This is a genomic window from Geopseudomonas aromaticivorans, from assembly GCF_019097855.1.
Taxonomy (GTDB): domain Bacteria; phylum Pseudomonadota; class Gammaproteobacteria; order Pseudomonadales; family Pseudomonadaceae; genus Geopseudomonas; species Geopseudomonas aromaticivorans.
The window spans coordinates 99,935-120,049 of the sequence record NZ_JAHRGL010000040.1 but is presented as its reverse complement, the minus strand read 5'-3'; the positions used below and the strand labels follow the sequence as shown (position 1 = coordinate 120,049).

The 20,115-nt window shown below is 66.8% G+C and carries 22 protein-coding genes; 2 read left to right on the top strand and 20 right to left on the bottom strand.

The features are described 5' to 3' along the window. Positions 1-29: 29 nt before the first annotated feature. Complete coding sequence (locus KRX52_RS13840; protein WP_217682301.1) at positions 30-1,268, top strand: TIGR03862 family flavoprotein; 1,239 nt, start codon at positions 30-32, stop codon at positions 1,266-1,268. Between the two features lie 157 nt (positions 1,269-1,425). Here KRX52_RS13840 and der read toward each other — a convergent pair whose 3' ends face one another. The 19 genes from der to trmJ all read right to left on the bottom strand — a co-directional run bounded on the left by der (position 1,426) and on the right by trmJ (position 18,137). Then, positions 1,426-2,904, bottom strand: a complete 1,479-nt coding sequence (gene der, locus KRX52_RS13835) for a ribosome biogenesis GTPase Der (RefSeq protein WP_217682300.1) — start codon at positions 2,902-2,904, stop codon at positions 1,426-1,428. Positions 2,905-3,006: 102 nt separating this feature from the next. Then, positions 3,007-4,149: an outer membrane protein assembly factor BamB gene (gene bamB, locus KRX52_RS13830; RefSeq protein WP_217682299.1), complete on the bottom strand. Its 1,143-nt coding sequence runs from the start codon at positions 4,147-4,149 to the stop codon at positions 3,007-3,009. After that, the gene (locus KRX52_RS13825) at positions 4,146-4,793 is read right to left on the bottom strand and encodes a YfgM family protein (protein ID WP_217682298.1); all 648 of its coding nucleotides are present in this window, start codon (positions 4,791-4,793) and stop codon (positions 4,146-4,148) included. Before KRX52_RS13825 ends, bamB begins: the two co-directional genes overlap by 4 nt. 26 nt (positions 4,794-4,819) lie before the next feature. Further along, complete coding sequence (gene hisS / locus KRX52_RS13820) at positions 4,820-6,109, bottom strand: histidine--tRNA ligase (RefSeq protein ID WP_217682297.1); 1,290 nt, start codon at positions 6,107-6,109, stop codon at positions 4,820-4,822. 9 nt (positions 6,110-6,118) lie between these two features. Beyond that, a complete protein-coding gene (gene ispG / locus KRX52_RS13815) occupies positions 6,119-7,228 on the bottom strand; it encodes a flavodoxin-dependent (E)-4-hydroxy-3-methylbut-2-enyl-diphosphate synthase (RefSeq protein WP_217682296.1) in 1,110 nt (369 codons plus the stop codon). Position 7,229: 1 nt separating this feature from the next. Next, the gene (locus KRX52_RS13810; protein ID WP_254797591.1) at positions 7,230-8,261 is read right to left on the bottom strand and encodes a RodZ domain-containing protein; all 1,032 of its coding nucleotides are present in this window, start codon (positions 8,259-8,261) and stop codon (positions 7,230-7,232) included. Then, on the bottom strand, positions 8,258-9,022 hold the full coding sequence (gene pilW, locus KRX52_RS13805; protein ID WP_217682295.1) for a type IV pilus biogenesis/stability protein PilW: 765 nt from the start codon (positions 9,020-9,022) through the stop codon (positions 8,258-8,260). The genes KRX52_RS13810 and pilW overlap by 4 nt, the downstream gene beginning before the upstream one ends. Before the next feature lie 15 nt (positions 9,023-9,037). After that, a complete protein-coding gene (gene rlmN / locus KRX52_RS13800; RefSeq protein ID WP_217682294.1) occupies positions 9,038-10,192 on the bottom strand; it encodes a dual-specificity RNA methyltransferase RlmN in 1,155 nt (384 codons plus the stop codon). Positions 10,193-10,217: 25 nt separating this feature from the next. After that, positions 10,218-10,649, bottom strand: a complete 432-nt coding sequence (gene ndk, locus KRX52_RS13795) for a nucleoside-diphosphate kinase (RefSeq protein ID WP_217682293.1) — start codon at positions 10,647-10,649, stop codon at positions 10,218-10,220. A 266-nt stretch (positions 10,650-10,915) separates the two neighbouring features. Beyond that, positions 10,916-11,116 carry a Fe-S cluster assembly protein IscX gene (iscX, locus tag KRX52_RS13790; protein WP_217682292.1) on the bottom strand — a complete coding sequence of 67 codons (201 nt, stop codon included), beginning with the start codon at positions 11,114-11,116 and terminating at the stop codon, positions 10,916-10,918. Positions 11,117-11,143: 27 nt separating this feature from the next. Then, positions 11,144-11,482 carry an ISC system 2Fe-2S type ferredoxin gene (gene fdx / locus KRX52_RS13785; protein ID WP_217682291.1) on the bottom strand — a complete coding sequence of 113 codons (339 nt, stop codon included), beginning with the start codon at positions 11,480-11,482 and terminating at the stop codon, positions 11,144-11,146. Between the two features lie 3 nt (positions 11,483-11,485). Next, complete coding sequence (hscA, locus tag KRX52_RS13780) at positions 11,486-13,345, bottom strand: Fe-S protein assembly chaperone HscA (RefSeq protein ID WP_217682290.1); 1,860 nt, start codon at positions 13,343-13,345, stop codon at positions 11,486-11,488. Between the two features lie 51 nt (positions 13,346-13,396). Further along, the gene (hscB, locus tag KRX52_RS13775; RefSeq protein WP_217682289.1) at positions 13,397-13,915 is read right to left on the bottom strand and encodes a co-chaperone HscB; all 519 of its coding nucleotides are present in this window, start codon (positions 13,913-13,915) and stop codon (positions 13,397-13,399) included. A gap of 8 nt (positions 13,916-13,923) precedes the next feature. Beyond that, positions 13,924-14,247 (bottom strand): iron-sulfur cluster assembly protein IscA, encoded by a 324-nt coding sequence (iscA, locus tag KRX52_RS13770; protein ID WP_090305612.1) that lies wholly within the window; start codon positions 14,245-14,247, stop codon positions 13,924-13,926. Between the two features lie 18 nt (positions 14,248-14,265). Then, positions 14,266-14,652: a Fe-S cluster assembly scaffold IscU gene (gene iscU / locus KRX52_RS13765; protein ID WP_217682288.1), complete on the bottom strand. Its 387-nt coding sequence runs from the start codon at positions 14,650-14,652 to the stop codon at positions 14,266-14,268. 30 nt (positions 14,653-14,682) lie between these two features. Further along, positions 14,683-15,897: an IscS subfamily cysteine desulfurase gene (locus KRX52_RS13760; RefSeq protein WP_217682287.1), complete on the bottom strand. Its 1,215-nt coding sequence runs from the start codon at positions 15,895-15,897 to the stop codon at positions 14,683-14,685. A 33-nt stretch (positions 15,898-15,930) separates the two neighbouring features. After that, positions 15,931-16,431 carry a Fe-S cluster assembly transcriptional regulator IscR gene (gene iscR / locus KRX52_RS13755; RefSeq protein ID WP_217682286.1) on the bottom strand — a complete coding sequence of 167 codons (501 nt, stop codon included), beginning with the start codon at positions 16,429-16,431 and terminating at the stop codon, positions 15,931-15,933. A gap of 144 nt (positions 16,432-16,575) precedes the next feature. Continuing rightward, positions 16,576-17,364 (bottom strand): serine O-acetyltransferase, encoded by a 789-nt coding sequence (gene cysE / locus KRX52_RS13750; protein ID WP_217682285.1) that lies wholly within the window; start codon positions 17,362-17,364, stop codon positions 16,576-16,578. Further along, complete coding sequence (trmJ, locus tag KRX52_RS13745; RefSeq protein ID WP_217682284.1) at positions 17,364-18,137, bottom strand: tRNA (cytosine(32)/uridine(32)-2'-O)-methyltransferase TrmJ; 774 nt, start codon at positions 18,135-18,137, stop codon at positions 17,364-17,366. Before trmJ ends, cysE begins: the two co-directional genes overlap by 1 nt. A 131-nt stretch (positions 18,138-18,268) precedes the next feature. On the opposite strand from trmJ, the gene suhB reads away from it, so the two are divergent. Then, positions 18,269-19,084 (top strand): type III secretion system regulator SuhB, encoded by an 816-nt coding sequence (suhB, locus tag KRX52_RS13740; RefSeq protein WP_217682283.1) that lies wholly within the window; start codon positions 18,269-18,271, stop codon positions 19,082-19,084. Positions 19,085-19,199: 115 nt separating this feature from the next. Here the strand turns inward: suhB and secF are convergent, their stop codons facing one another. Further along, positions 19,200-20,111: a protein translocase subunit SecF gene (gene secF, locus KRX52_RS13735; protein WP_217682282.1), complete on the bottom strand. Its 912-nt coding sequence runs from the start codon at positions 20,109-20,111 to the stop codon at positions 19,200-19,202. Between the last annotated feature and the right edge of the window lie 4 nt (positions 20,112-20,115).

Sequence of the window (20,115 nt, the reverse complement as noted above, 5' to 3'; positions counted from 1 at the left end):
CGTCCCCTCCTTGTACGCCAACGATCGCCATGCCCAGCACTCCTTCCGCTTCCTCCCCCCGCGTCGTCGTCATCGGTGGCGGTCCGGCCGGCCTGATGGCCGCCGAAGTCCTCGCCGCCGGCGGCTGCGCAGTGGAGCTGTTCGACGCCATGCCCTCGCTGGGACGCAAGTTCCTGCTGGCCGGGGTCGGCGGCATGAACATCACCCACGCCGAGCCCAAGCCGGCGTTCGTCGCCCGCTACGCCAGCCGCGCCGGCGAGATCGGCCGCCTGCTCGCCGACTTCGACGCCGACGCGCTGCGCGCCTGGATTCACGCGCTGGGCATCGACACCTTCGTCGGCAGCTCCGGACGGGTGTTCCCCACCGACATGAAGGCCGCCCCGCTGCTGCGCGCCTGGCTCAAGCGCCTGCGCGAAAGCGGCGTGGCGCTGCACACCCGCTCGCGCTGGCTGGGCTGGAGTGAAGCCGGCGAGCTGCGCATCGCCACGCCGGACGGCGAGCGGCAGCTCAACGCCGATGCCGTGGTGCTGGCCCTCGGCGGCGGCAGCTGGGCGCGCCTCGGCTCGGACGGCGCCTGGGTGCCGTTGCTGGAACAGCGCGGCATCGACGTGGCGCCGCTGCAGCCGAGCAACTGCGGCTTCGAGGTGACGGGCTGGAGCGTATTCTTTGCCGACAAGTTCGCCGGCGCGCCGGTCAAGCCGGTGGCCATTCACGTGGACGGCGAGACACCGCGCCAGGGCGAGTTCGTGGTGACGGCAACGGGCGTGGAAGGCAGCCTGATCTACGCGTTGTCGGCGCCGATCCGCGAGCAGATCAACCAAGGCGGCCGCGCGGTCATCCACCTGGACCTGCTGCCCCACCGCAGCCGCGAACAGATCGTCGCCGCGCTGAGCAAGCCACGCGGCTCGCGCTCGCTGGCCAAGCACCTGGCCAGCCAGATGGGCATCGACGGCGTGCGCGCCGGGCTGCTGCGCGAGCTGACCGACGCGGATACCTTCCAGGACATGGGTAGGCTGGCGACGGCGATCAAGGCCCTGCCGCTGGAGCTGGTGCGCACCCGCCCGCTGGACGAGGCGATCAGCAGCGCCGGCGGCGTGCCGTTCGAGGCGCTGGACGCCAACCTGATGCTGCGCCAGTTGCCGGGCGTGTTCTGCGCCGGCGAGATGCTCGACTGGGAAGCGCCGACCGGCGGCTACCTGCTCACCGCCTGCTTCGCCAGCGGCCGGGCGGCGGGGCTGGGCGCATTGCGCTGGCTGACGCGACGCTGAGCCGTAGGGTGGAAAACGACCGCAGGTCTTTTCCAACAGCAGCGCACGGAGCTTGGTGGAAAATCGCTCAGCGAGTTTTCCACCCTACCCATCCGTACCATGAAAAACGCCGCTGCCCAGTCAGGGGCAGCGGCGTTTTGCGCAACTGGGCAAGGCCTTAGCGGCGCTTGTCCTTCTTCTTCTTCTCGGCCTTCTTGTGGTGGCTCATCAGGCGGCGCTTCTTGTTCACCTGGCGGGTGCTGAGCTCGTTCTTCTTGCCCTCGTAGGGGTTCTCGCCGCCCTTGAACTCGATGCGGATCGGCGTACCGACCAGCTTGAGCACGCGGCGGTAGGTGTTCTCCAGGTAGCGCGAGTAGGCGCGCGGCACCGCGTCCACCTGGTTGCCGTGGATCACGATCAACGGCGGGTTGGCGCCGCCCAGGTGGGCGTAGCGCAGCTTGATGCGCCGACCGTTGACCAGCGGCGGCTGGTGCACGCTGACCGCATCCTCGAGGACCTGGGTCAGGTAACTGGTCGGCCAGCGGGTCACCGCGGAACGGAACGACTCCTGCACCGACTTGTACAGGTTGCCGACGCCGGTGCCGTGCAGGGCGGAGATGAAGTGGATGTCGGCAAAGTCGACGAACTGCAGGCGGCGCTCCAGCTCGGTCTTCACCCGGTCGCGCTCGTGGCTGTCCATGCCGTCCCACTTGTTCAGCGCGATCACCAGCGCGCGGCCGGTCTCCAGCACGAAGCCGAGCAGGTTGAGGTCGTGGTCGACCACCCCTTCGCGGGCGTCCATGACGAATACCACCACGTTGGCGTCCTGGATCGCCTGCAGGGTCTTGACCACCGAGAACTTTTCCACCGCCTCGAAGATCTTGCCGCGGCGGCGCACGCCGGCGGTGTCGATCAGGGTGTACTTGGCATCGTCGCGCTCGAAGGGGATGTAGATGCTGTCGCGGGTGGTGCCGGCCTGATCGTAGACGATGACCCGCTCTTCGCCGAGCATGCGGTTGACCAGCGTCGACTTGCCGACGTTGGGACGACCAATGATGGCGATCTTGATGCCGGTACGCTCGTCAGGGCCGGGGATGCGCTTCTGCGGCGCGGCGGCGCCCTCCTCGCCTTCACCCTCGGGGAACTCCTCTTCCGCGACTTCGTCCTTGGGGAACTCGCCCAGCGCGGCCTGCAGCAGCGCGGTGATGCCGCGACCGTGGGCGGCGGCGATCGGCCAGGCGTCGCCGATGGCCAGCGGGCTGAATTCGGCGCGGGCGATGTCCGGGTCGACGGTGTCGACCTTGTTGGCCGCCAGGAAGGTGCGCTTGTTCTTCTTGCGCAGGTGCTCGGCGATCATCTGGTCGGCGGCGGTCATGCCGGCGCGCGAGTCGACCATGAACAGCACGGCATCGGCTTCCTCGATGGCCTGCAGCGACTGCTCGGCCATCTTGGCGTCGATGCCTTCCTCGTCACCGGAGATGCCCCCGGTGTCGATGACGATGTAGGTGCGCCCCTGCCACTTCGCCTCGCCGTACTTGCGGTCGCGGGTCAGGCCGGAGTAGTCGGCGACGATGGCGTCGCGGCTCTTGGTCAAGCGGTTGAACAGGGTGGACTTGCCGACGTTCGGCCGTCCTACCAGAGCAATTACGGGAACCATGCGGCTCTCCACGGTAATTCGGAAAAACACAACGGCCGCTGCAGTGTAGGTGCAGCGGCCGCTAATGGGTATGTCCCGCGCCCCGCAGGGCGCGGCGGGCAATCAGCGCAGGGTGTAGGCCACCAGCTTGCCACTGTTGCCGTAAGCGTACAGCCAGTCGCCGACCACCAGCGGGCGGGCGCGCAGGCCGTCGCTGTCGACGCGCTCGCGGCCGACGAAGCGACCGTCCACCTGGCTCAGCAGATGCAGGTAGCCCTCCAGGTCGCCGACCGCGACGTTGCTGGAGAACGCCACCGGGCTCGACAGCTGGCGACGCGCCAGGGCGTCGTTGCTCCACAGCGCCGAGGTCGAGCGCTCGTCGATGCCTTCGACGGTGCCGCTGGCCTCGCTGACGTAGACGTTGCCGAAGCCGGCGGCCACACCGACGTAGCTGGAGGCATCGCGCTGCCACAACGGGCGGCCGCTTTGCAGATCCAGTGCCGCCAGTTGCCCCTGGTAGGTCACCACGTACAGGGTGCCGCCGGACAGCAGCAGGCCGCCGTCGATGTCGACCATGCGCTCCAGTTCGGAACGGCCCTTGGCCATGGCCACGCGCTGCTCCCACACCGGGATGCCGCGCTGGATGTCGAGGGCGACCACCTTGCCGCTGGACAGACCGGCCACCGCCAGGCGGTTGGTCACCACCGGCGCGCTGGTGCCACGCAGGGTGAGCACCGCCGGGGTGCTTTCGTAGCTCCAGCGGCGCTCGCCAGTGGCGGCATCCAGACCGAAAACATGGTCGTCCTGGGTCTGCACCACCACCACGTCGCCGTTGTTAGCCGGAGCGGAGAGCACCTCGCTGCCAACCGGCGCCTGCCACTTGACCTCGCCGGTGGCGCTGTCGAGGGCGATCACCTGGCCCTTGAGGGTGCCGACCAGCACCAGGCCGTAACCAGCACCGACGCCACCGGAGACCGGCTTGTCCAGCTCCTGTTCCCACAGCACCTTGCCGGTCTCGCGGTTCATCGCCACGACCAGGCCTTCGATGTCGGCGGCGAACAGGCTGTCGCCGTCCGAGGCCAGCTCCAGCTGGTTCCAGGTTTCACCCTGTCCTTCGCCGATGGAGCGGCTCCACTGCTTGTCCAGGTGGACTTCTTCGCTGAACTTGGTCAGTTCGGCCGGCGGCAGTTCCTTCTTGCCACTGCTGCTGCAACCGACGGCGAGTACCGCGGCCGCCAGCATTACTGCATGAGTCCAGCGCATCATCGGGTCTCCCCCTCAGCCAAATCGTCCAGTTTGATCTGCAGCGTACCGAGACCCGCTTCCTGCGGCAGGGCCGCACGCGCCTTCTCGTAGGCGCTGCGCGCCTCGCTGCTGCGGCCGAGCTTGACCAGCAGATCGCCACGCAACTCCTCGCGACCAGCGACGAACGCCGGAGCGGCGTCGCCGGCCAGCAGGGCCAGGGCCTCCTCGGCCTTGTCCTGCGCGGCCAGCACGCGGGCCAGACGCTGGCGGGCCACTTCGCCCATGGTCGCGTCGACCGGCTTGTCCATGACCTTGCGCAGTTCGGCGGCGGCCTCGTCGAGGCGACCGCTGTCCACCGCCACCCGCGCCAGCAGCAGGCTGGCGTACTGGGCATAGTGGCTGCCGGCGAAGTCCTTGTTCAGCTTGCCGGCCAGCTCGCTGACCTTGCCGGCATCCGGCTGGCCGGCGGTGTTGAGAGCGACGTCCACCAGCTGCTGGTACACGCTCGAGGCGGCGTAGGTCTGGTTGGTCTCGTGCCGCTGCCAGGCCTGCCAGCCGAATACGCCGACCAGCGCCAGCACGCTGCCGGTGAGCAGGGGCTTGCCGTTGCTCTGCCACCAGTCCTTGATTACCGCCAGTTCTTCTTCTTCGGTACGCGAGGTCACCTGGTCACTCCCTTAATTGGTCCGGTTCAGGCTTGCGCCAGGCAAGCCGCGAGATGCGCTGCCAGCGCATCCCAGGCAATGGTTTGCTGCTGGCCTTCGCCACGCAGGGGCTTGAGCGCGACCACCTGTTGCGCCAGTTCGTCCTCGCCAAGGATCAGGGCGAACAGCGCGCCGCTCTTGTCGGCCTTCTTCAGCTGGCTCTTGAAGCTGCCGGCCCCGGCGTTAACCGCCAGGCGCAGGCCCGGCAACGCATCGCGCAGCTGCTCGGAGAGGGTCAGCGCGGCCAGTTCGGCCGCTTCGCCGAAGGCGGCGACATAGACGTCGACCTGACGGGCCAGCTCGGCCGGCACCTGCTCCAGGGTCTCGATCAGCAGCACCAGACGCTCGATGCCCATGGCGAAACCGACCGCCGGGGTCGGCTTGCCGCCCAGCTGCTCGACCAGGCCGTCGTAGCGGCCACCGGCGCACACGGTGCCCTGCGAGCCGAGCTGGTCGGTGGTCCACTCGAACACGGTCTTGCCGTAGTAGTCGAGGCCGCGCACCAGCTTGGGGTTGAGCACGTAGGGGATGCCGGCGGCATCCAGGCGGGCCTTGAGGCCGGCGAAGTGCACGCGCGACTCCTCGCCCAGGTAGTCGGCCAGCTTGGGCGCGTCGACCAGCAGGGCCTGGGTATCCGAGTTCTTGCTGTCGAGGATGCGCAGCGGGTTGCTGGCCAGGCGACGCTGGCTGTCCTCGTCGAGCTGCTCGAAGCGCGCCGACAGGTATTCGACCAGCGCCTCGCGGTAGCGCGCGCGGTCCTCGCTGCTACCCAGGCTGTTGAGCTCCAGCTGCACCGCGTTGCGGATGCCGAGCAGGCCCCACAGGCGCCAGGTCAGCACGATCAGCTCGGCGTCGACATCCGGGCCGTCGAAGTTGAACAGCTCCACGCCGATCTGGTGGAACTGGCGATAGCGGCCCTTCTGCGGGCGCTCGTGGCGGAACATCGGGCCGATATACCACAGCTTCTGCGGCTGGCCGCCGCCGATCAGGCCGTGCTCCTGCACCGCGCGCACGCAGGAGGCGGTGCCTTCCGGGCGCAGGGTCAGCGAGTCGCCGTTGCGGTCGTCGAAGGTGTACATCTCCTTCTCGACGATGTCGGTGACCTCGCCGATGGAGCGCTTGAACAGGTCGGTGGACTCGACGATCGGCATGCGGATCTGCCGGTAGCCGTAACCGTCCAGCAGGCCCGCCACGCTGTTCTCAAGGTAGCGCCAGAGCGGGGTCTGCTCCGGCAGGATGTCGTTCATGCCACGGATGGCCTGGATGTTCTTGCTCACGCGAATTCCTTAACTGCGGGCGATCAGGCTGGCGTCGGCCGCAGCCTTCTCCGCCGCCTTCTGGCGGATCAGCTTTTCCAGCTCGTCCACCAGATGGTCGTTGTCCAACTTGTGGGCCGGCTTGCCGTCGATGTAGATCAGATTCGGCGTGCCGCCGGTGAGGCCGACGTGGGCCTCCTTGGCTTCGCCCGGGCCGTTGACCACGCAGCCGATCACCGCCACGTCGAGCGGCACCAGCAGGTCGTCGAGCCGGGTTTCCAGCTCGTTCATAGTCTTGACCACGTCGAAGTTCTGCCGCGAGCAGCTCGGGCAGGCAATGAAGTTGATGCCCCGCGAGCGCAGGCGCAGCGACTTGAGGATGTCGAAGCCGACCTTGATCTCCTCGACCGGATCGGCGGCCAGCGACACGCGGATGGTGTCGCCGATGCCTTCAGCCAGCAGCATGCCGAGGCCCACCGCCGACTTGACGGTACCCGAACGCAGGCCGCCGGCCTCGGTGATGCCCAGGTGCAGCGGCTGCTCGATCTGCGCGGCCAGCAGGCGGTAGGCGGCGACGGCCATGAACACGTCGCTGGCCTTGACGCTGACCTTGAAGTTCTGGAAGTCCAGCCGATCGAGATGCTCGACATGACGCAGGGCAGACTCCACCAGGGCCTCGGGAGTCGGCTCGCCGTACTTCTTCTGCAGGTCCTTTTCCAGCGAACCGGCGTTGACGCCGATGCGGATCGGGATGCCCTTGTCGCGGGCGGCATCCACCACCGCGCGCACGCGGTCCTCGCGGCCGATGTTGCCCGGGTTGATGCGCAGGCAGTCGACGCCCAGTTCGGCGACGCGCAGGGCGATCCGGTAGTCGAAGTGGATGTCGGCGACCAGCGGCACACGGACCTGCTGCTTGATGCGACCGAAGGCTTCTGCGGCGTCCATATCCGGCACCGAGACGCGCACGATGTCGGCGCCGGCGTCTTCCAGGCGACGGATCTGCGCCACGGTGGCGGCGACGTCGCAGGTGTCGGTGTTGGTCATGCTCTGCACCGAAATCGGCGCATCGCCACCCACCGCCACCGAGCCAACGTAGATCTGCCGCGACTTGCGGCGCTTGATCGGAGATTCGCAATGCATGTTACTGGCCCAGATTGACGCGGGCGGTGCCGCTGGCGGTCATGTTCTTGCGGTGCTCGACCGGCTCGCCGTTGTAGCGCACCTGGGCGACCCGGGCATTGCCCAGGCGCAGCTCGAGCGGTGCCTTGCCGGCGACCTGCAGGGTCTCGCCAGCGTGCTTGACCACGCTGACCAGCACCCGGCCGTTGCCATCGGCGACCTGGACCCAGCAGTCGGCGCTGAAGTTGATCTGCACCAGGCCTTCGCCGGCGGCGACCGCGACCGGCGCAGCCGGTGCGGCGGACGGGGTCTCGGCGGCTACCGGCGCAGCGACAGCCGGCGCCGGGACCGGGGTTGCCAGCGGGGCCACCGGCGGCAGCACGGCCGGAGCGTTGGCCTGCGCTGCAGCAGTCTCGGCATCGCCGACGGCGGGCGCCGCTGCACTGCTCGGGGTGGCGTTCGGCGCTTCGCCGGTCGTTGCCGGAGTCAGCTCGACCGGCGCCGGCTCGCCCTCTTCGAGGGCCTTGGCGACGGCCTGGTCTTCAGGCTCGTCCAGCGGATGGATCTCGGTGGTGCCATCGGCACTTTCCACTTCGATGTGCTGCAACCCCAGGGCACCGAGGTCGGCGAGGCGCTCGGGGCGCTCCTGCCACCAGAAGTAACCGAGTAGCAGCAACAGCAGCAACAGCACCGCACTGGCCAGCCGCAGCACAGTGCGCGACAGGCGCAGCGGCTCGGGGACGTGACCGAGGCTGTGCACGGTACTGCCGGTGGCATCGGTGCCGGTGTAGCGGTCGAACTGCTCGACCAGGGCAGCCTGCTCCAGGCCCAGCAGCTTGGCATAGGCGCGGATGTAACCGCGGGCAAAGGTATGCCCGGGCAGGCGGTCGAACTCGCCGGCTTCCAGTTGCGTCAGGAACTGTGCGGTCAGGTTGAGCTGGGTAGCCACCTCGGCCACCTGCCACCCCTTGTTCTCCCGAGCCAGACGCAGGACTTCACCCGGGTTGCCCCGCTGCGGCGCTGCGCCTGCTTCGGTATGCGACGACATGGTCATTTTTGCTCCGCAAGGTATTGCTGATATTCAGGCGTGCCCGGATACAGGCGCTTGAGCTGCATGCCGTAGTTGGAAGCCTTGTCGCGGTCCTCAAAGACCTTGGCCAGACGGATGCCGAGCAGCAGGCTGCGGGCGCTCTGCCCGCCCCTGCCGGCGCTCAGGAAGCGCTCATAGTAGCCACGCGCCGGCACATACTGACGGTCCTCCCAAGACATCTGGGCCATCTCCAGCAGCACCCGCGGCTGGTTGCGGTTGAGGCGCAGCGACTTGTCGAAATGCTCCAGCGCCTGCGGGCGCTGCTGCAGCTTGAGGGCAGTCAGGCCGAGGTTCTCGTAGACCCGCGAACGCTCGGGATACAGGTTGTCTTCGGCGGCTTGCTGGAAGCGCGCGTAGGCTTCCGGATAGCGCTGCTGCTCGAACAGGAAACCACCGTAGTTGTTGAGGATGCGCGCGTCGCTGCGCGCCGACAGCGCCTTGCGGTAGTGCTCGTCAGCCAGCTGCGGCTCCTTCTCGGTCTGGAACACCAGGGCCAGCGCCGCATGGGCCTCGGCATTCGAGCCGTCCAGTTCCAGGGCCTTCTTCAGCGGCACCTTGGCCTGCTCGGTGCTGCCCTTCTGCAGATAGCCGATGCCCAGCTGGATGTAGGCGTCACGGGCCTCATCGCGCCCCGCGCTGGTCTTCATCGGATCCTGGTACCCGGTTGACACACAGCCACCGAGCAGACCGCCCAATAGCAGGACCATGGTGGTTCGCAACAACATGTACAGACTCCCTCGTCAGTTTCCAGGCACGGCCGAACGGGGCTGCTCGCCTTCGCCTTCGCTTGCCAGCTGGCGCACGGCAATGTAGCGCTCGCTGCGCCGCGTGCGGTCCATCACCTGGCCGACCAGCTGGCCGCAAGCGGCATCGATGTCCTCGCCGCGCGTGGTGCGCGTGGTGACATTGTGCCCGGCCTGATGCAGCAGGTCCTGGAAGCGGCGAATGGCATTGTTGCTTGGCCGTTCGTAACCGGAGTGGGGGAACGGATTAAACGGAATCAGATTGATCTTGCAAGGAAAATCCTTGAGGAGTGCGATCATCTGCGCAGCGTGCTCAGGCTGATCGTTGACATCCTTGAGCAGGGTGTACTCGACGGTGAGCACACGCTTCTCGCCGAGGCCGGAGATGTAACGCTTGCAGGCGTCCAGCACCACGGCCAGCGGATACTTCTTGTTGATCGGCACCAGCTGGTTGCGCAGCTCGTCGTTGGGCGCATGCAGCGACAGCGCCAGGGACACGTCGATCACCTTGGCCAGCTCGTCGATCATCGGCGCCACGCCGGAGGTGGACAGGGTCACCTTGCGCTTGGAGATGCCGTAGCCGAGGTCGTCCATCATAAGGCTCATGGCGGCGACCACGTTGTCGAAATTCAGCAGCGGCTCGCCCATGCCCATCATCACCACGTTGGTGATGGCGCGGTCGATCTTGGCCGGGACGGTGCCGAAGGATTTGTTGGCGATCCACACCTGGCCGATGATCTCGGCGGCGGTCAGGTCGCTGTTGAAGCCCTGCTTGCCGGTGGAGCAGAAGCTGCAGTCCAGCGCACAGCCGGCCTGCGAGGACACGCACAGGGTGCCGCGACTGCCCTGCGGGATGTACACGGTCTCGACGCAGCTGCCGGAATTCACGCGCACCACCCACTTGCGGGTGCCGTCGCTGGAAATGTCCTGGCTGACGATCTCGGGACCGCGAATCTCGGCGCAGGCCTTGAGCTTTTCGCGCAAGGCCTTGCCGATATTGCTCATGGCGTCGAAGTCATCCACGCCAAAGTGGTGAATCCATTTCATCACCTGGCCGGCACGGAAGCGCTTCTCGCCGATCGACTCGAAGAACTGTTCCAGTTGCAGCTGGGTCAGCCCCAGCAGGTTCACCTTGCCGGTGTTTGCAGTCATGGATTCACCCTCGCTCATCCGTTAATCAGCGGATGCGCGCGCACACTTCGGTGGCGGCGAAGAAGTAGGCGATTTCACGGGCAGCGGCAGCTTCCGAGTCGGAACCGTGTACGGCGTTCTCGTCGATGGAGACGGCGAAATCGGCGCGGATGGTGCCGGCAGCAGCGTCCTTCGGGTTGGTGGCGCCCATCAGTTCGCGGTTCTTGGCGATGGCGTCTTCACCTTCCAGGACCTGAACGATCACCGGACCGGAGGTCATGAAGGCAACCAGATCCTTGAAGAAGCCGCGCTCGCTGTGCTCGGCGTAGAAGCCGGCCGCTTCGCGCTCGGACAGCTGAACCATCTTGGAAGCGACGACGCGCAGGCCGGCCTTCTCGAAACGGGTGGTGATTTCGCCGATCACGTTCTTGGCAACGGCGTCGGGCTTGATGATGGAGAAGGTGCGTTGCAGGGCCATGGAATAACTCCGGGAGGCAGTGTGGGAAGTGAAACTCCTGCACGCCGCCTTCGACCAGCGAGGGCAGCGCGCAGGAATTCCGATAAATTAAACCCGCGGATTATACGCGGGTTCGGGTGAAATGCGTACCGGCGCGCCGGGCGGTCAGGCCGCCTGAAAGCCGTAGGGTGGAAAACGACCGCAGGTCTTTTCTACCGTCTGCGCAGGAGCCCTGGTGGAAAATCGCTGCGCGAGTCTTCCACCCTACCCGAGGGGGCGCTCGACGCTCAGTCAGCCTCTTCCATCCAGGCCAGCTGGATGGCTTCCAGCACCTTCTCGCCGCCGCGCTGCTGATCGTCGGCAAACTCCGGCAGGCTCACCACCCAGTTGTGCAGATCGACGAAGTTGACGTAGCGCGGATCCACTTCCGGATGGCGCTCGGCCAGCTGAATGGCGATTTCCAACACGTCGGTCCAGTGCAGACTCATGAGTGCAGCCTCCTCGGCCGATGGCTATCAGTGTTTTTCCGACACCTGGTTGATGGTGTAGCGCGGAATCTCCACCACCAGATCCTGGTCGGCAACCCGGGCCTGGCAGGACAGCCGCGACTCCGGCTCCAGACCCCAGGCCTTGTCGAGCATGTCGTCCTCCAGTTCGTCGGACGCCTCGAGGGAGTTGAAGCCCTCGCGCACGATCACGTGGCAGGTGGTGCAGGCGCAGGACATCTCGCAGGCATGCTCGATCTCGATGCCGTTGCGCAGCGCAGCCTCGATGATGGTTTCGCCGGCCTTGGCCTCGACGACCGCGCCCTCCGGGCAATGTTCCTCATTGGGCAGAAAGACAATCTGCGGCATGGCTTATTCCTCGATTTCGTTGAGCTGGCGACCGGCCAGGGCGGCCTTGACGCTGGCGTCCATGCGCCGCGCGGCGAAGGCGTCGGTGACCTGGCTGAGGCGACGGACCTGCTGCTCGATCGCCGCAGTGTCGCTGCCGGCAGCCTGCTCGCGCAGCACCTGCATCTCGTGATCGATGACCACGCGCTCGTCGGCATCCAGCAGGCGCTCGCCGTCGACCGCCAGCGCGGCCTGCACGGCCTCGAGCAGGCGCTGGGCCTCGACCTGCTGCTCGCGCAGGGCGCGGGCATACTTGTCGTCGCCGGCATGGGCGAAGGAGTCCTGCAGCATGCGCGCGATCTCCTCGTCGCTCAGGCCGTAGGACGGCTTGACCTGGATGCTCGCCTCGACGCCCGAGCCCAGCTCGCGGGCGGCGACGCTGAGCAGGCCGTCGGCGTCGACCTGGAAGGTCACGCGGATCTTCGCCGCACCGGCGACCATCGGCGGAATGCCACGCAGTTCGAAGCGCGCCAGCGAACGGCAGTCGCTGACCAGCTCGCGCTCGCCCTGCAGCACGTGGATCATCATGGCCGTCTGGCCGTCTTTGTAGGTGGTGAACTCCTGGCCGCGCGCTACCGGGATGGTGGTGTTGCGCGCAATGACCTTCTCCATCAGGCCGCCCATGGTTTCGAGACCGAGCGACAGCGGAATCACGTCGAGCAGCAGCAGCTCCTCGCCCTGCTTGTTGCCGGCCAGGGTGTCGGCCTGGATGGCGGCGCCGATGGCCACCACCTCGTCCGGATCGATGTCGGTCAGCGGAGTACGACCGAACAGCTCGCCGACCGCCGCGCGCACGCGCGGCACGCGAGTCGAACCGCCGACCATGACCACCGCCTCGACCTCGTCCAGCTCTATGCCGGCGTCACGTACGGCGCGGCGGCAGGCTTTCAGGCTGCGCGCCAGCAGTGGCTCGATCAGCGCATCGAACTGGGCACGGGAAAGCTCGCCGGACCAGTCAGCGTGGCTGATGGTCACGTGTTCGGCATCGGTCAGCGCTTCCTTGGCGGCGCAGGCGGTCTGCAGCAGCTGGCGCTGCGCGCCCGGATCGAGGTCGGCAGACATGCCGGCCTGCTCGATGATCCAGCCGGCGACGGCATGGTCGAAGTCGTCGCCGCCCAGCGCGCTGTCGCCGCCGGTGGCCATCACCTCGAACACCCCGCGCGACAGGCGCAGGATGGAAATGTCGAAGGTGCCGCCGCCCAGGTCGTAGATGGCGATCACGCCCTCGGCGCCCTTGTCCAGACCGTAGGCCACCGCCGCGGCGGTCGGCTCGTTGAGCAGGCGCAGCACGTTGAGGCCGGCCAGGCGCGCGGCGTCCTTGGTGGCCTGGCGCTGGGCGTCGTCGAAGTAGGCCGGCACGGTGATCACCGCACCGACCAGCTCGCCACCCAGGGTGGCTTCGGCGCGCTCGCGCAGGGTCCGCAGGATGTCGGCGGAAACTTCCACCGGGCTCTTCGCCCCCTGCACGGTCTCGATGAACGGCATCTGCGAGTCGCCGGCAGCGAAGCGGTAGGGCAGCTGCTGACCGAGCTGCTTGACGTCGGCCAGGCCGCGCCCCATCAGGCGCTTGACCGAGATGATGCTGTTCAGCGGATCGCTGGCCGCGGCGGCCACGGCGGAATGGCCGACTTCGATACCGTCGGCCAAGTAACGCACTGCGGAAGGCAGGATGACCCGCCCCTGCGCATCCGGCAGCGGCCCGGTGCGACCGCTGCGCACGGCAGCGACCAGGGAATTGGTGGTGCCGAGGTCGATCCCCACCGCCAGACGACGCTGGTGTGGCTGGGGGCTCTGCCCCGGTTCGGCAATCTGCAGTAGGGCCATGATCTTCGCGGTCCAGGGCGCCGCCTCGCGGGAAGGAGGAGGCAGCGCAGGTTAATCGTCGAGGCGCTCTTCCAGTTCGCGCACCTCAAGGGCCAGCTTGTCGAGGAACTGCATGCGGCGCATCAGGCGCTCGGCCTGCTCGCGTTCCGCAGACCGGTCCCAGCAGCCGGCAAAGCCCTGCTCCAGTTCGCCCTGCGCCGCCTTCAGGCGCCGCTTGAACGCCGCAACGCCGGCCAGGTCGGCGCTGTCCTGCAATTCTTCCAGCTCCTCGCGCAGCTCCATCTGCTGCAAGAGGAACTCGGGATCCTGCACCGTGGCTTCCAGCGGCAGACTTTCGCCACGCAGGCCGAGCAGGTACAGCGCCCTCCGGCTCGGGCTCTTCAGCGTCCGGTAGGCGTCGTTGAGCTGCGCGGCACGCTCCAGCGCCTGGCGCTGTTCACGCGCCGGCGCATCGGCGAAGCGGTCCGGATGGGTCTCGCGGGCCAGCTCGCGGTAGCGCGCGGCGAGCTGCTCGAGATCGAGATCGAAGGCCGGCTGCAGGTCGAACAGGGCGAAATGGCAGGTGCTCACGGCAGTCCTCAGACGTTGAAGCTTTCGCCGCAGCCGCACTCGCCACGCACGTTGGGGTTGTTGAACTTGAAGCCTTCGTTCAGCCCCTCGCGGGTGAAGTCCAGTTCGGTGCCGTCCAGATAGGTCAGGCTCTTCGGATCGATGATCACCTTGACCCCGAAGCTCTCGAACACCAGATCCTCGGGCGCCAGTTCGTCGACGAACTCCAGCACGTAAGCCAGACCGGAGCAGCCGGTGGTGCGTACGCCCAGTCGGATCCCCTCGCCCTTGCCCCGCCCTTCCAGCGAACGCCGTACGTGCTGCGCGGCAGCTTCGGTCATGCTGATGGCCATTGCCGACTCCTCAGATACTCAGAGCAAACCTTTCTTCTGCTTGTAGTCGCGCACGGCCGCCTTGATGGCGTCCTCGGCGAGCACCGAGCAGTGGATCTTCACCGGCGGCAGCGCCAGTTCCTCGGCCAGCTGGGTGTTCTTGATGGTCTCGGCCTCGTCCAGGGTCTTGCCCTTCATCCACTCGGTGGCGAGGGAGCTGGAGGCGATTGCCGAACCGCAGCCGTAGGTCTTGAACTTGGCGTCTTCGATCACGCCGGCCTCATTGACCTTGATCTGCAGGCGCATCACGTCGCCGCAGGCCGGCGCGCCGACCATGCCGGTGCCGACGTCCGGATCCTCGGCATCCATCTTGCCGACGTTGCGCGGGTTTTCGTAGTGGTCGATGACCTTGTCACTGTATGCCATGACGGTATTCCTCGCTGAATCGGTAGGGCGTCAGTGCGCCTGCCACTCGACCTTGGACAGGTCGACGCCTTCTTTGAACATGTCCCACAGCGGCGACAGTTCACGCAGTTTGGTTACGGCCTCGCGCACCTTGGCGGCGGCGTAGTCGACCTCCTCCTCGGTGGTGAAGCGACCGAAGGTGAAGCGGATCGAACTGTGCGCCAGCTCATCGTTGCGACCCAGGGCGCGCAGCACGTAGGACGGCTCCAGGGAGGCCGAGGTGCAGGCCGAGCCGGAGGAGACGGCGAGGTCCTTGAGCGCCATGATCAGCGACTCGCCCTCGACGTAGTTGAAACTGAGGTTGAGGTTGTGCGGCACGCGCGCGGTGGCGCTGCCGTTGAGGTACACCTCTTCCATGCCTTCCAGGCCCGCCTGGAAGCGATCGGCCAGCGCCTTGATGCGCACATTGTCGGCCGCCATCTCTTCCTTGGCGATGCGGAACGCCTCACCCATGCCGACGATCTGGTGGGTGGCCAGCGTACCGGAGCGCATGCCGCGCTCGTGACCGCCGCCATGCATCTGCGCCTCGATGCGCACGCGCGGCTTGCGCTGCACGTAGAGGGCGCCGATGCCCTTGGGGCCATAGGTCTTGTGCGCGGAGAAGGACATCAGGTCGACCTTCATCGCCTCGAGGTCGATCACCACCTTGCCGGTGGACTGCGCCGCGTCGACATGGAACAGGATGCCGCGGGCGCGGGTCACTTCGCCGATGGCGGCGATATCGTTGATGGTGCCGACTTCGTTGTTCACGTGCATGACCGAGACCAGGATGGTGTCGTCGCGCAGCGCCGCCTCGACCATCGCCGGGGTGATGATGCCGTCTTCACCGGGCTCGAGGTAGGTGACCTCGAAGCCTTCGCGCTCGAGCTGGCGGGTGGTGTCCAGCACCGCCTTGTGCTCGATCTTCGAGGTGATCAGGTGCTTGCCCTTGCCGCTATAGAAGTGCGCCGCACCCTTGATCGCCAGGTTGTTGGACTCGGTGGCACCGGAGGTCCAGACGATCTCGCGCGGGTCGGCGTTGACCAGCTCGGCTACCTGGCGGCGGGCGTTCTCCACCGCCTCCTCGGCCTTCCAGCCGAACAGGTGCGAGCGCGAAGCCGGATTGCCGAAGTTGCCGTCCATGGTCAGGCACTCGCACAGCTTCTGCGCCACGCGCGGGTCGGCCGGCGTAGTCGCGGAATAATCCAGGTAGATCGGCAATTTCATCAGGTCTCTCCTGTCAGACTGCGCCACGCTGCATCAATCGATGGCGGACGCTTGAATCTTTTCGAGCGGGCTGGGCGATACGCTCTGGCCGTTGTGGCGGCGCAGGTCCTGGCGCAGCGCCACGTCCTGCACGTCCTGGCGCCGGACCAGATCGGCCAGACTGATACCGCTGAGGAACTCGTGAATCCGGTCACTGAGGCCGCACCACAGATGGTGGGTCAGGCAGACGTCGCCTTCATGGCAGCCGCCAAGCCCCTGACAGCGGGTGGCATCGACCGATTCGTTGACCGCATCGATGACCTGCGCCACGTCGATCCCGGCCATGTCGCGCGACAGCTGGTAGCCCCCGCCCGGACCGCGCACGCTGGTCACCAGGCTGCCGCGACGGAGCTTGGCGAACAGCTGCTCGAGATAGGACAGGGAGATTCCCTGCCGCTCGGAAATGTCGGCGAGGGACACCGGCCCATTCTGCGCATGCAGCGCCAGATCGAGCATGGCGGTCACGGCGTAACGGCCTTTGGTGGTCAGTCGCATGGGCTTGCACCAGGTGATTCGGGAAGTGCCGGCAGTATGCTATTTCCGAGCGTGATGGTCAACTATAAGTCCGACCATTTCACTCGGAATAGCCTGACCCTGGCCTGGCGGGCGATCTTAGCAGATCCCCCTGCCCGGCACACTTCACTCGCCCGCACGCGGCGCTTCGACCCCGCCTTCCGGCTTGACGTCGGCGAAGTCCTCGTCGCGCAGCACCGGCAGGTCCTTGCCGCAGTAGTCGCTGCCCAGCGCGGTCAGCGCCTTGCACATGCCCTCGAGGCGGCCATCGACCGCCTGCAGGTGGTCGAGCAGCTGGCCGATGGCGCGCGCCACCGGGTCGGGCATGTCCTCGCTGACGCCATAGGCGTCGAAGCCGATCTTCTCAGCCATCGCCTTGCGTCGCGCCTCCTGCTCATCGTCGGGCTTGGCGATGATCCGCCCCGGGATACCCACCGCCGTGGCACCGGCCGGCACCGCCCGGGTGACCACCGCATTGGAGCCGATCTTGGCCCCGGCACCGACGGTGAACGGACCGAGGATCTTCGCCCCGGCGCCGACGATCACGCCATCCTCCAGGGTCGGGTGACGCTTGCCCTTGTTCCAGCTGGTGCCGCCCAGGGTCACGCCGTGATAGAGGGTGACGTCGTTGCCGATCTCGGCGGTCTCGCCGATGACGATCCCCATGCCATGGTCGATGAAGAAGCGCCGGCCAATCCTCGCCCCCGGATGGATCTCGATGCCGGTCAGCCAGCGACTGGCATGCGACACCACGCGCGCCAGCAGCTTCCAGTCGGCACCCCACAGCCAGTGGGCAAGGCGGTGCAGCCATACGGCGTGCAGGCCCGGGTAGCAGATCAGCACCTCGAGGGTATTGCGCGCTGCCGGATCGCGATGGAACACGCTCTGGATATCTTCCCGCATGCGCTCGAACATCAATCGTCTCTCCGCTTGTGCGACTCGCCGCGAGCCGCCTTCTGGGTTTCGGTGAGGATACCGCGCAGGATGTTCATTTCCAGCTTGCTGATGCCGCTACGCCCGTACAGGCGGCGCAGACGACTCATCAGGTGGCGCGGCTTCTCCGGATCGAGGAACCCGATGTCGATCAGGGTCTGCTCGAGATGGCCGTAGTACAGCTCGAGATCGTCGCTGGTGACCGGCACCGAATCGAGCATGGCGGTGGTTTCCAGCTTGGCCATCTTGGTCGGCCGCCCCTGCTGCGCCAGCCAGGCCATGCGCACCTCGTAGCTCAGCACCTGCACCGCGGTGGCCAGGTTCAGCGAGCTGAACTCGGGATCGGAGGGAATGTGCACGTGGAACTGGCAGCGCTGCAGCTCCTCGTTGGTCAGCCCGGCGTATTCGCGGCCGAACACCAGCGCCACCTCGCCGCCCAGCTCGACATGTTCGAGGCTGTGTTGGGCGCACTCGCGCGGATCGAGCAACGGCCAGGGGATGCGCCGGTCGCGGGCACTGGTGCCGAGCACCAGGCTGCAACCGACCAGCGCCTCTTCGAGGGTCTCGACCACCTGCGCGGCTTCGAGAATGTCGGTGGCGCCGGAGGCGCGCGCATTGGCTTCGCCGCTGGGAAACTCTTCCGGCTGGACCAGCACCAGACGCGACAGCCCCATGTTCTTCATGGCCCGCGCCGCGCCACCGATATTGCCCGGGTGACTGGTATTGACCAGCACCACGCGAATCCTGTCGAGCACGTGTGCTCTCCCGCCTGAGGAAAAGAGTCGAATCTTACCCAAGCGTCGGCGCCGACGTCACGCACGCCTTCATGGCGTGGACTTTTCTGTTAGAATTGCCGGCTTTCTTTAACAGCCCAGGTGACTCCTCCATGCAGCCCATGCTGAATATCGCGCTGCGCGCGGCCCGCAGCGCCGGTGAACTGATCTTCCGCTCGATCGAACGCCTGGATGCAATCTCGGTCAACGAGAAGGACGCCAAGGACTACGTCACCGAGGTGGACCGCGCCGCCGAACAGACCATCATCAACGTCCTGCGCAAGGCCTACCCCAACCACGGCATCCTCGCCGAGGAAAGCGGCCTGAGCGAAGGCAGCGGCGACGGCGCCGACTACCTGTGGATCATCGACCCGCTGGACGGCACTACCAACTTCATCCACGGCCTGCCGCACTTCGCCGTCAGCATCGCCTGCAAGTACCGCGGTCGCCTCGAGCACGCCGTGGTCCTCGATCCGGTCCGCCAGGAAGAGTTCACCGCCAGCCGCGGCCGCGGCGCTGCGGTCAACGGCAAGCGTATCCGCGTCAGCAACCGCAAGAGCCTGGAAGGCGCCCTGCTCGGCACCGGCTTCCCGTTCCGCGACAGCCAGCTCGACCATCTGGACAGCTACCTGGGCATGTTCCGCAGCCTGGTCGGCCAGACCGCCGGCATCCGCCGCGCCGGCGCCGCCAGCCTGGATCTGGCCTACGTCGCCGCCGGCCGCTTCGACGCCTTCTGGGAGTTCGGCCTGTCCGAGTGGGACATGGCGGCGGGCGCCCTGCTGGTCCAGGAAGCCGGCGGCCTGGCCAGCGACTTCGGCGGCGGTCACGAATTCCTCGAGAAGGGCCACATCGTCGCCGGCAACACCAAGTGCTTCAAGGCCGTGCTGACCGCCATCCAGCCGCACCTGCCGCCGGCGCTCAAGCGCTGATCGGCTGACTGCAGCACAAGAAACCCGGCAGCGATGCCGGGTTTTTTTATGCCTGACCAACAGCCAGGCATGAAAAAAGCGCCCGCAGGCGCTTTGTTCGTTCAGGCAAGCAACCTTACGGCCGCTCGTCCGCCGCATCCTCGACCACCGGCGGGATCAGGTCCTCACGGTCCAGCTTCAGCCAGATCAGCAGAATGCTGGCGATGTACACCGACGAATAGGTACCCGCACCGACACCGATGAACAGCGCCAGCGAGAAGCCCCACAGGCTTTCGCCAGCGAACAGCATCAGCGCCCAGATGGCCAGCAGCGTGGACAGCGAGGTGGCCATGGTGCGCAGCAGCGTCTGGGTGGTGGAGATGTTGATGTTGTCGATCAGCTCGGTCTTGCGCAGCAGGCGGAAGTTCTCGCGGATGCGGTCGAACACCACGATGGTGTCGTTCAGCGAGTAGCCGATGATCGCCAGCACCGCCGCCAGCACGGTCAGATCGAAGGGGATCTCGAAGAAGCTGAACACGCCGAGGGTGACGATCACGTCGTGGATCAGCGAGACGATCGCCCCCACACCGAACTTCCACTGGAAGCGGAAGGCCACGTACACCATGATGCCGCCGAGCGCCAGCAGCATGCCCAGACCGCCCTGGTCGCGCAGCTCCTCACCCACCTGCGGGCCGACGAACTCGACGCGCTTGAGGGTGAACGGGGTGTCGGCGCCGACCTTGCGCAGGCCTTCCGCCAGCTGGTTGCCCAGCTGCGGATCCTCGCCCTGCAGGCGCACCAGCACGTCGGTGCTGGCGCCGAAGCTCTGCACCACCGCCTCCGGATAGCCGGCCTGCTCCAACCGGGCACGTACCTTGTCGAGCTGCGCCGGCTGCTCGTAGGACAGCTCGATCAGTGTGCCGCCGGTAAAGTCGAGGCCGAAGTTCAGCCCCTTGATCGCCAGGCTTGCGAGCGAGGCAAGGGTCAGCAGCAGCGTCAGCGCGAAGGCGACGTGCCGGATACCCATGAAGTTGATCACGCGTTTCATTGTG

Excerpts from the sequence above, each read along its gene's own strand:
- KRX52_RS13840 (WP_217682301.1), top strand. The coding sequence starts at position 30 with ATGCCCAGCACTCCTTCCGCTTCCTCCCCCCGCGTCGTCGTCATCGGT.
- der (WP_217682300.1), bottom strand. The coding sequence starts at position 2,904 with ATGGTTCCCGTAATTGCTCTGGTAGGACGGCCGAACGTCGGCAAGTCC.
- bamB (WP_217682299.1), bottom strand. The coding sequence starts at position 4,149 with ATGATGCGCTGGACTCATGCAGTAATGCTGGCGGCCGCGGTACTCGCC.
- ispG (WP_217682296.1), bottom strand. The coding sequence starts at position 7,228 with ATGCATTGCGAATCTCCGATCAAGCGCCGCAAGTCGCGGCAGATCTAC.
- KRX52_RS13810 (WP_254797591.1), bottom strand. The coding sequence starts at position 8,261 with ATGACCATGTCGTCGCATACCGAAGCAGGCGCAGCGCCGCAGCGGGGC.
- pilW (WP_217682295.1), bottom strand. The coding sequence starts at position 9,022 with ATGTTGTTGCGAACCACCATGGTCCTGCTATTGGGCGGTCTGCTCGGT.
- rlmN (WP_217682294.1), bottom strand. The coding sequence starts at position 10,192 with ATGACTGCAAACACCGGCAAGGTGAACCTGCTGGGGCTGACCCAGCTG.
- ndk (WP_217682293.1), bottom strand. The coding sequence starts at position 10,649 with ATGGCCCTGCAACGCACCTTCTCCATCATCAAGCCCGACGCCGTTGCC.
- iscX (WP_217682292.1), bottom strand. The coding sequence starts at position 11,116 with ATGAGTCTGCACTGGACCGACGTGTTGGAAATCGCCATTCAGCTGGCC.
- fdx (WP_217682291.1), bottom strand. The coding sequence starts at position 11,482 with ATGCCGCAGATTGTCTTTCTGCCCAATGAGGAACATTGCCCGGAGGGC.
- hscA (WP_217682290.1), bottom strand. The coding sequence starts at position 13,345 with ATGGCCCTACTGCAGATTGCCGAACCGGGGCAGAGCCCCCAGCCACAC.
- iscA (WP_090305612.1), bottom strand. The coding sequence starts at position 14,247 with ATGGCCATCAGCATGACCGAAGCTGCCGCGCAGCACGTACGGCGTTCG.
- iscU (WP_217682288.1), bottom strand. The coding sequence starts at position 14,652 with ATGGCATACAGTGACAAGGTCATCGACCACTACGAAAACCCGCGCAAC.
- KRX52_RS13760 (WP_217682287.1), bottom strand. The coding sequence starts at position 15,897 with ATGAAATTGCCGATCTACCTGGATTATTCCGCGACTACGCCGGCCGAC.
- iscR (WP_217682286.1), bottom strand. The coding sequence starts at position 16,431 with ATGCGACTGACCACCAAAGGCCGTTACGCCGTGACCGCCATGCTCGAT.
- cysE (WP_217682285.1), bottom strand. The coding sequence starts at position 17,364 with ATGTTCGAGCGCATGCGGGAAGATATCCAGAGCGTGTTCCATCGCGAT.
- suhB (WP_217682283.1), top strand. The coding sequence starts at position 18,269 with ATGCAGCCCATGCTGAATATCGCGCTGCGCGCGGCCCGCAGCGCCGGT.
- secF (WP_217682282.1), bottom strand. The coding sequence starts at position 20,111 with ATGAAACGCGTGATCAACTTCATGGGTATCCGGCACGTCGCCTTCGCG.